At 54.9% G+C, this 7,777-nt stretch carries 8 protein-coding genes; 2 read left to right on the top strand and 6 right to left on the bottom strand.

Annotated features, from left to right (window positions below; translation table 11 throughout):
- Positions 1-171 precede the first annotated feature (171 nt).
- Entirely contained in the window at positions 172-1,071 is a 900-nt protein-coding gene (locus tag BKH33_RS10035; RefSeq protein ID WP_216095233.1) for an ABC transporter ATP-binding protein, read from the top strand.
- Positions 1,065-1,913 carry an ABC transporter permease gene (locus tag BKH33_RS10030; protein WP_076142725.1) on the top strand — a complete coding sequence of 283 codons (849 nt, stop codon included), beginning with the start codon at positions 1,065-1,067 and terminating at the stop codon, positions 1,911-1,913. Before BKH33_RS10035 ends, BKH33_RS10030 begins: the two co-directional genes overlap by 7 nt.
- Here BKH33_RS10030 and BKH33_RS10025 read toward each other — a convergent pair.
- The 6 genes from BKH33_RS10025 to BKH33_RS10000 all read right to left on the bottom strand — a co-directional run.
- Positions 1,852-2,553 (bottom strand): response regulator, encoded by a 702-nt coding sequence (locus BKH33_RS10025; protein ID WP_003780014.1) that lies wholly within the window; start codon positions 2,551-2,553, stop codon positions 1,852-1,854. The genes BKH33_RS10030 and BKH33_RS10025 overlap by 62 nt on opposite strands.
- 775 nt (positions 2,554-3,328) lie before the next feature.
- Positions 3,329-4,126 (bottom strand): ABC transporter permease, encoded by a 798-nt coding sequence (locus BKH33_RS10020; RefSeq protein WP_003780008.1) that lies wholly within the window; start codon positions 4,124-4,126, stop codon positions 3,329-3,331.
- Between the two features lies 1 nt (position 4,127).
- The gene (locus tag BKH33_RS10015; protein WP_076142723.1) at positions 4,128-4,859 is read right to left on the bottom strand and encodes an ABC transporter permease; all 732 of its coding nucleotides are present in this window, start codon (positions 4,857-4,859) and stop codon (positions 4,128-4,130) included.
- Positions 4,856-5,764, bottom strand: coding sequence for an ABC transporter ATP-binding protein (locus BKH33_RS10010; protein WP_003780067.1), 909 nt, complete (start codon positions 5,762-5,764; stop codon positions 4,856-4,858). Before BKH33_RS10010 ends, BKH33_RS10015 begins: the two co-directional genes overlap by 4 nt.
- A gap of 65 nt (positions 5,765-5,829) precedes the next feature.
- The gene (locus tag BKH33_RS10005) at positions 5,830-6,564 is read right to left on the bottom strand and encodes a response regulator (protein ID WP_003780043.1); all 735 of its coding nucleotides are present in this window, start codon (positions 6,562-6,564) and stop codon (positions 5,830-5,832) included.
- Positions 6,561-7,777, bottom strand: a 1,217-nt coding sequence (locus tag BKH33_RS10000; protein ID WP_081395125.1) for a sensor histidine kinase, incomplete at its 5' end; no start/stop codon positions are given. The genes BKH33_RS10000 and BKH33_RS10005, both read right to left, overlap by 4 nt.

Below are 7,777 nucleotides of genomic sequence, written 5' to 3'. Positions count from 1 at the left end.
GACCACTCCAAGGAGTAGTCTGCACAATCCAGGGGTGACGCCATATGGCGTCACCCCTGGATGTGTCTGTTGAGAGAGATCACACTAATACGGAGGAGAAGAAGGTATATGGATGTGGCCAGGACCCGATTCGTCCGTAAACAGGCTCCGATCCCACCCTACGCACTCGATGTGCGCGGTTTGAAGATGTCGTATGGAAATACGGAGGTTCTTCGAGGCGTTGATCTTAAGGTTGCGCCGGGTGAAGTTGTCGCACTACTTGGGCCCAACGGTGCGGGTAAAACAACTACGATTGAAATCCTTGAGGGGCTGCGTTGTCGAACCGGTGGAAAGGTGCTGGTGCTCGGTACTGATCCTGAGTGTGGGGACGAGAGATGGCAAGCTCGAATCGGCATGGTTCTGCAGTCGTGGGGAGACCATCGTCGATGGTCGGTGCGTACACTGCTAGCACATTTAACAGCTCATTACTCTGGATTAGTGCCATCACCGCGCGGAGTCCAGAATGTGGATCAACTACTGGAGGCAGTTGGGCTTACGGCGCAGGCCCATCGTCGTATTGGTCAACTTTCCGGAGGTCAGCGTCGGCGTCTTGATGTGGCGATCGGATTGGTTGGTAACCCTGAGCTCATTTTTCTTGATGAGCCAACCACCGGCTTTGACCCTGAGGCCCGTGCGGCCTTTCATGAACTGATTCGCTCCATCGCACGTCAAAGGTCCACGGCAATGGTGCTCACAACACATGACCTAACAGAAGCCGAGTTACTGGCGGATTCTGTTGCTATACTCGTTTCTGGTCGAATCGTCGCTAGAGGAACCACCGAAACTATTGCAAGAAAACACTCCTGGGGAACCAGGGTTTCGTGGCGTGAGCATGAAAGGCTGTACTCCAAAACAGTATCAGAAAGCGTTCCCTTCGTTCGGGATCTTTCTCTGACGAAGCCGCATATTACTGACTTGGAGGTGCGCCCCTTTAGCCTCCATGACGCGTATTTGGAAATGATCGGTCACGTGGAAGACGCTCACCTGCATGCGTATTCTACTGCGTCTGAACGGACTGATGCCGTATGTTGACTAGTATTGTGAAGCTAGGCATAGAGCGTGGCAGGATTGAGTTGAATCAAAGTTTGTCGTACATTCTAAACTACACCTTTTTTCCGATTGTTGCTCTGGTGGTGATGTATTTTCTGAGAGGTGTCGTTGTTCAGGGCGGATCGCTAGGAAGCTATGCCCTACCTGGAATTATTTCGATGAACCTGCTATTCACTGGCTTTATGGGCCTAGCTACCAATCTGATCAGCGAGCGGGAAGAAGGCACATTGATGCGTGCACGTACCATCCCGTTTGGAATTCATACTTACCTGATCGGCAAGGTGCTATGTCAGGTTGCTCTAACTCTGATTACGATACTCGTTATAATGGTTGCATCCGCCGCGCTATTCGGAAACTTTTTTCTTGGCGGCCCGCGACTGCTTGCCCTGACCTGGGTGCTACCTCTTGGCCTGACATCGACATTGCCATGGGGAGCAGCCTTTGGATCACTTATCCGCCATCCGCGCAACCTAAGTTTCATTTCACTTGGCATGATGGGGTTGCTTAGCCTTTCGGGAATATTCTACCCTGTGTCCGGGCAGGCTCTGTGGAGTCAAATACTGAGTCAAGCCAGCCCGGTATATTGGATCGGCCTCGGAGTCCGAGGGGCGCTGATGCCGGAGACAGCGGTTGTTGCAGAAGTGGGGCAGTCGTGGCGAATGCTTGAGACAACTTTGGTCTTGATTATCTGGAGTCTGCTGGGGACACTGGCTGCGATTTCGATGATGCGGCGAAGCTCGCGGAAAGAAGGGGGAAGAGGTCTTATGCGCTCTGCTTGGATCCGTAGAAGACGGAGTCGCTATCGGGGCCGCCATCGGGCTTAACGATTCCGGCATGATAGGCAAGAACTACTGCGTGAACACGGTCTCGAGCATTAATCTTGCGCAGGACTCGGCCGACGTGGGTTTTTACTGTTACCTCCGCAATGAAAAGTTCGTGAGCGATTTCCGCATTGTTCCTTCCGAGACCGATCAATTCTAACACCTCACGTTCCCTGTCTGTCAGTTTCGACAATGCTTGATTGATTGGCGAAACTTTATTTTCTTTTGATGTATACTCCTCGACGAGTTTGTTTGTTAACTGAGGCGAAATGACAGCATTGCCGTTGTATGCAGATGAGATAGCTGTAAGGAGCCCCTCAGGTGGTGAGTCTTTGAGTAGAAAACCTGTGGCGCCGGCCGCAAGGGCATTGAACAGCTCTTCATCCATCCCATAGGAGGTAAGGATGAGAATCTTAGGACAATTGGGAATGTCGACGATTTTTTTAGTCGCTTCTACTCCGTTGAGTTGAGGGATGCTAATATCCATGAGAACAATATCCACGTTGGTTGCTTGAATCATGTCCAGCGCTTCAAGTCCGGTGGTCGCTTCTCCGGCGACTGTGATGTCGGAGGATGAATCAATCATCATTCGTATACCTGCGCGGAAGAGCATGTCATTATCTACAATCAGCGTGTGAATCATCAATCGAATTCCTTTTATCGTAGTGGAGGAAGGAGAGGAGATTTTGACTCTGGCTTCGATCGGATTGTTCTTGGGTTGGCTGCTGCCAGTATTCTCGCTCGAAGCGGATCCATGCGTCCTCGCATAATTTATATGCCTCAATCCGCTGGAGTGATAAAATGACATTGGGTAGCCGAAGGGATGCGAGACTCAGCAAAAAACAACTTCCGGTTTCTCGTCAACTTTCAGCAGTCGAAGTGGTTTTGGCACTGCTTCACTGACCCATCGGGCTCCTTACCTGTTTTGTGCCACATGTAGCGTTGTATGTAGTCGAGGGTGGTGTGCACTATCTGGGCTGCCTTAGCGCCATTCAATCTGAGGTCGGTCGCTATGCGCCTAAAAACATGCAGCCAAAACGCTGACTGGTTTCACTGGTATTATAATTGGGACGTTATTGTAGATTGAAGTGCTTATGTGCCTCAATTTCAGAACTTCGCCCGAGGGAATTTCCGCACCCTTTTCTAAGGTTGCAGAACGTTATCAACGAAGCTCGTTATCGATGCTGTCATCAAATTGACCACATATCATGTTGATTGGGGGTGCATGACGGCAAACTTCTCTGGCTTTCGTGTTCCCTGGGCGGGCTAGGCGTCCCGCGATTCTTCCCTAAGGAGGCGGCTTCTCCTCAGTTCATGTAGCTCTTAGTTAACTGATAAGAAGTCGAATGCTAAGATGATGTGTGATGACGTCTGCCCTGGGAGTATTGGTAGTAGATGATGAATCTGCTGAATGGTTGTTAGGTGTAGAGATCTCGGCATTTGAGAATCCTTCCGGTTGATGCGACGATCAACAATGTCAGTATGACTGCCGTGGTTGCGATCCCGCCGAATGTTGTCATGTCGGGATGGCTGGGGTCACTGAACATCCCTGAGCCGAGCAACGCTGTGCGAGTCGCTAAGGCATGGGGTAGCGTGTAGGATATTGAGCCTATTTTGGCTGTCAGTAGACTGACAGAGACTCCGGCGAGCGCGGCTGCCAGCGCCACCGCCCCGGCAAAGGAACGTATCAGCATCGATATAGATGACTGGAATGCTGCCAAGGGTACGCAAGCCACGGCAACCAGGGTGCCGGAGGCGAGGAGATGGGCTGGTGGCAAGCCGGGCAGGGCAAACAGTACCTTTCCCGTCGCAACAACCACGATCAGCATAGTGGCCTGCATGGCGGCTGCGAGCCCGGCAATGGCTAGTGTTTTAACCAATGCAATACGTGTGGCTCCTATGGGGCTGGTCATGAGAGTATTCCAATTGCTATCCCGATGCTCTAGACGCCACACGAGGGAGGCGAGGATCGCCACTCCCAGTACCAGAGGAAACAACCCGTGGAAACCGACTGTACGTAGCCAGAGTGTGTTCCAGCCGTCTTCAAGACCGCGTCTTGAGAAAAGCGTATTAATGATGCCGGTTCCGGTGACAACGAGGGGTAGCCCGATGACGACTAGGAGCGGCTGGGATCGGCGCAACTTGAGTAGTTCCGCCAACAGTGGGGACGGAGAAGATGAGTTTGTATCAAGGGCTGTCGAAGTTCTGGCAATCATGCTAGACCTCCTGAGAATCTAGTCGGTGGGTGAGGGCAATAAATGCGATTGCAGCGATTATTGTTAGTGCAGCGATTGGACCATAAGCGGGGGTAAGTGTCACCAGGCCGGTATCGCGGTAATCGGCCGCGGCCGCTAGAGAGTAGTAACCCCATGGGGTTAGCGCAGCTAGCCAGTTGGGAAGCCCGCTGGACACTGCGGCGATGATCGTGCCGACGACGCCCAGGCACAGCGCGACAAGTTGGTTTTCCACCCGCGCTGAGAGGAGTATGTGAGCGCCCAGAACTACTAAATTGATTGAAAGGATGGCGCACGTGTGTCCTAGCCACAGCTCAACCGGCAGGGAGTCAGCGCCCAAGAGAGTGCCCAGAGTTACTAGCAGGGCGGAAGCTGCAATGGTTGTCAAAGTCACAACAAGGCCAGCAGCGACCATTTTCGCTCTGCATACCTGGCCAGTTCCGATTCCTCCTGATAGGCCTGCCAGCCAACCATTGCCCTCGTGCTCCATGTCCACAATTCGACTGGCGATGACGGCAATTAACAAAGGACAGGTCATGGGGAAGGCCAGCGAAGTGCCAGCCAGCAATGCTTGCCAGGTTAGTATGTCCGTCCCGCCGGAGGCTGCTCCCATGAGTGACATTCCTGCCACAGAGAGGATGAGAATTGAGGCGACTAATCCGATATGCCGCCGCTTCATTTTGGCGATTTCGTTGATAATGAGCCGGAGTCTCATAACTGCCCTCCTCGTGTGAGCGCCATGAACACATCTTCTAAACGCTGCTCATCACGGTATACTGAGTAAATTGGAGCGCCGACATTGACAAGTTCCTTAACGACGCCGGCTGTGGCGTGTTGATCGAATCCTGGCAGTCTCAACCGACCACGATCCACGGTTGCTGGAATGTTGGATCGTTGCCGCAGTGCAGAGGCGGCATGATCGGGGTGAGAGGTCTCGATCAGCACATCCGGTGTCGATGTCTTGAACAGATCATCCCGAGTTCCCTGAAACACTAGAGAGCCGTTGCTGATGATGCCAATGACATCTGCTATCTTGTCCACCTCTCCAAGAATGTGACTTGATACCATGACGCTTGTGCCATGACTAGCGAGCGTGCCGATCAGCCAGCGCATCTCCTCGATTCCGGCCGGATCCAGACCGTTGGTGGGCTCATCCAGTACTAATAGTCGAGGACGACGGGCCAGTGCCATGGCTATACCGAGACGCTGCTTCATTCCTAGCGAGTAGTTGCGGACTCTCTTGTTCATTTGATCTTGCATCCGAACGGCCGCTACAGCCTCTGTGACGGCGGCATCAGGTAGGCCGAGCGTGCGTTGCACAATCCTCATGTTCTCGGCTCCGGTCAGATGTCGATAGCCAGGAGGAGCTTCGATGAGTGAGCCGATGTGTCGTAGCAATGCTTGTCGCGTGGATCTGTCCATCGTGCGTCCCATCACTTGGACGCCGCCACTGGTGGGGGTCACGAGGGACAGCAGCATCTTCATGGTTGTGGACTTTCCGGATCCGTTCGGGCCGATGAAGCCGTATACGCTTCCCTCAGGAACCTGCAAGTTGATGGCGTCCACAACGGTGCGTGAGTCGTAGCGCTTGGTGAGTTGGTATGTTCTGACGATGTCCATGGCTCCACGATGTCAGGGGTGACTGTGGCCTGTCGTCGTGCAGGTGGATGATTCTGGGGTCCTTCTCAAGTATCATCCGACGTGGTGGAAAGGTGGTTTCTATTTCCAGGACGGACGAAGCCGGTCTCGTAAGCGAACACCACTGCCTGGGTCCGGTCCCGTAATGACAGTTTGGTGAGCAGTCGACCAACGTGCGTTTTTATCGTGACCTCGGATAGCGTGAGAGCAGTGGCGATCTCTGAATTGCTGAGGCCGGATGCGACGAGTCCTAGCACTTCCTGTTCCCGTGGAGTGAGCGACTCCAAGCGATTGACATCGTCGTCGGAGGGATGGGCAGAGGGCTCGCGGCTGATGAAGTGCTCAACTAGTCGTTTGGTGATGCGGGGTTGAACCACGGCGTCACCTTGATAGACATGCTTGATGGCCTCAATGAGGTCATGGGTTTCAGAATCCTTTGCCAGGAAGGCGTTAGCCCCGGCTCTGAGTGCCTCGAACACGTGCTCATCCAGGTCGAACGTTGTGAGAATCAGGACTCCTGGTGATTTGTCGTCGGGCGTCCTGGTGTGGGCTCGGAGTCGTCGGGTGGCTTCTATGCCGTCAACTTCAGGCATTCGCAGATCCATGAGGATCACGTCAGGGTGGGTCTGCGCCACGAGTGCCGGAACCTCGGCCCCGTTAGTGGCCTCGCCGACGACTTTCACGTCTGGGTGCGCGCCAAGGACCATGCGCAGGCCTGCTCTAACGATCTCCTGGTCGTCGACGACAGCCACCTTGATCGGGGCGCTGAGCGTGTGTGTCATGGGTTTTCCCTTCGTAACGGCAGCTGGGCGAGTATCTCGAAGCCTCCGGTAGGGTAGTGACTGGCGTGGAGGATGCCACCCAGAGCCGTTACTCGTTCAGTCATGCCGATCAGTCCGTGTCCCTGTTCTGGTTGGGTGGAGTCCTGGCCATCGTCGGTGACACGGATACGTAGCTCATGGTTTATTCGGGCGATCTCTACCTCGACACGTTGTGCCGTCTTTGCGTGCTTTCGGACGTTGGTCAACGCTTCCTGGATGACTCTGTAGGCAACCACTTGCACGTCAGCAGGAGCATCTACCTCGGCAAGTGAGGCGTGGACAGGTGTCCCTGCTGCGCGAGCCTCGGCCAGTAGGGAGCTAACGTCGTCCAGGCGAGGTGCGGGAGTAAGGTCTTGGTCATCATCGGTGCGCAGCACGCTTAGCATCGAGCGCATCTGCTTCATCGCTTCCCGGCTCGTATCGCGTACTCGCACCATTGCGTCTCGGGCGTCTGTGGGGTTGGTGTCGACAGATGCGACAGCGCCGTCGGCTAGCAGCGTTACTGCTGACAGGCTGTGGGAGATGACGTCGTGAAGGTCTCTGGCAATGCGGGTGCGCTCGTTGATGGATGCCATGCGCAACTCAGACTCTCGTTGCCGCTCCAGGTATTCGGCGCGTTCACGCAGCGAAACCAGATGCGCGCGCCGGGTGCGTTTCAGCCGGCCGGCAAACCATGCCACCGCGACTAACAGAACGCCGGTGCTCAGCTCGCCGAGATCGAACCCCCCTCTCCCTAGATGCAGTAGACCCAGTGCAACCAACCAAGCCAACGCGGCGGCTGCTCCGAACAGCGACACGCTCAGTGGGCGCAGGGTTGCCAGAGACCATAACGACACCGCTACCATCACGTCGGCCACCAGCGGGCCCATGCCAAGCCCCAGCTGGGCGATGCCGAAGGCCAAGGTGATGGCGTAGGTTTCGGTGGGGAAGCGTCGGCGAAGCAGGTGCGGCAGACATAGTCCGGCCTGGACGAGGAGACTGAGCGGTGAGGTGCCCACGGCAGGCACTCCCTGAACCAGCAGGCCGTAGCCGAGAACCGCGACCACCACCACAACGTCCAGGATCAGCAAGTGGCGAGGGGACAGCGTGTCGGAAGAGCCTGTAGAGACCATCCAGTTAATTCTATGGCTTTGGGATCGTGATGGTAAGGCTGCGACGAGACTCATGAAGGATG

Origin of the sequence: Actinomyces naeslundii (assembly GCF_001956585.1) — a bacterium.
Lineage (GTDB): Bacteria > Actinomycetota > Actinomycetes > Actinomycetales > Actinomycetaceae > Actinomyces > Actinomyces naeslundii.
This window is presented reverse-complemented; position numbering and strand designations above follow the sequence as displayed.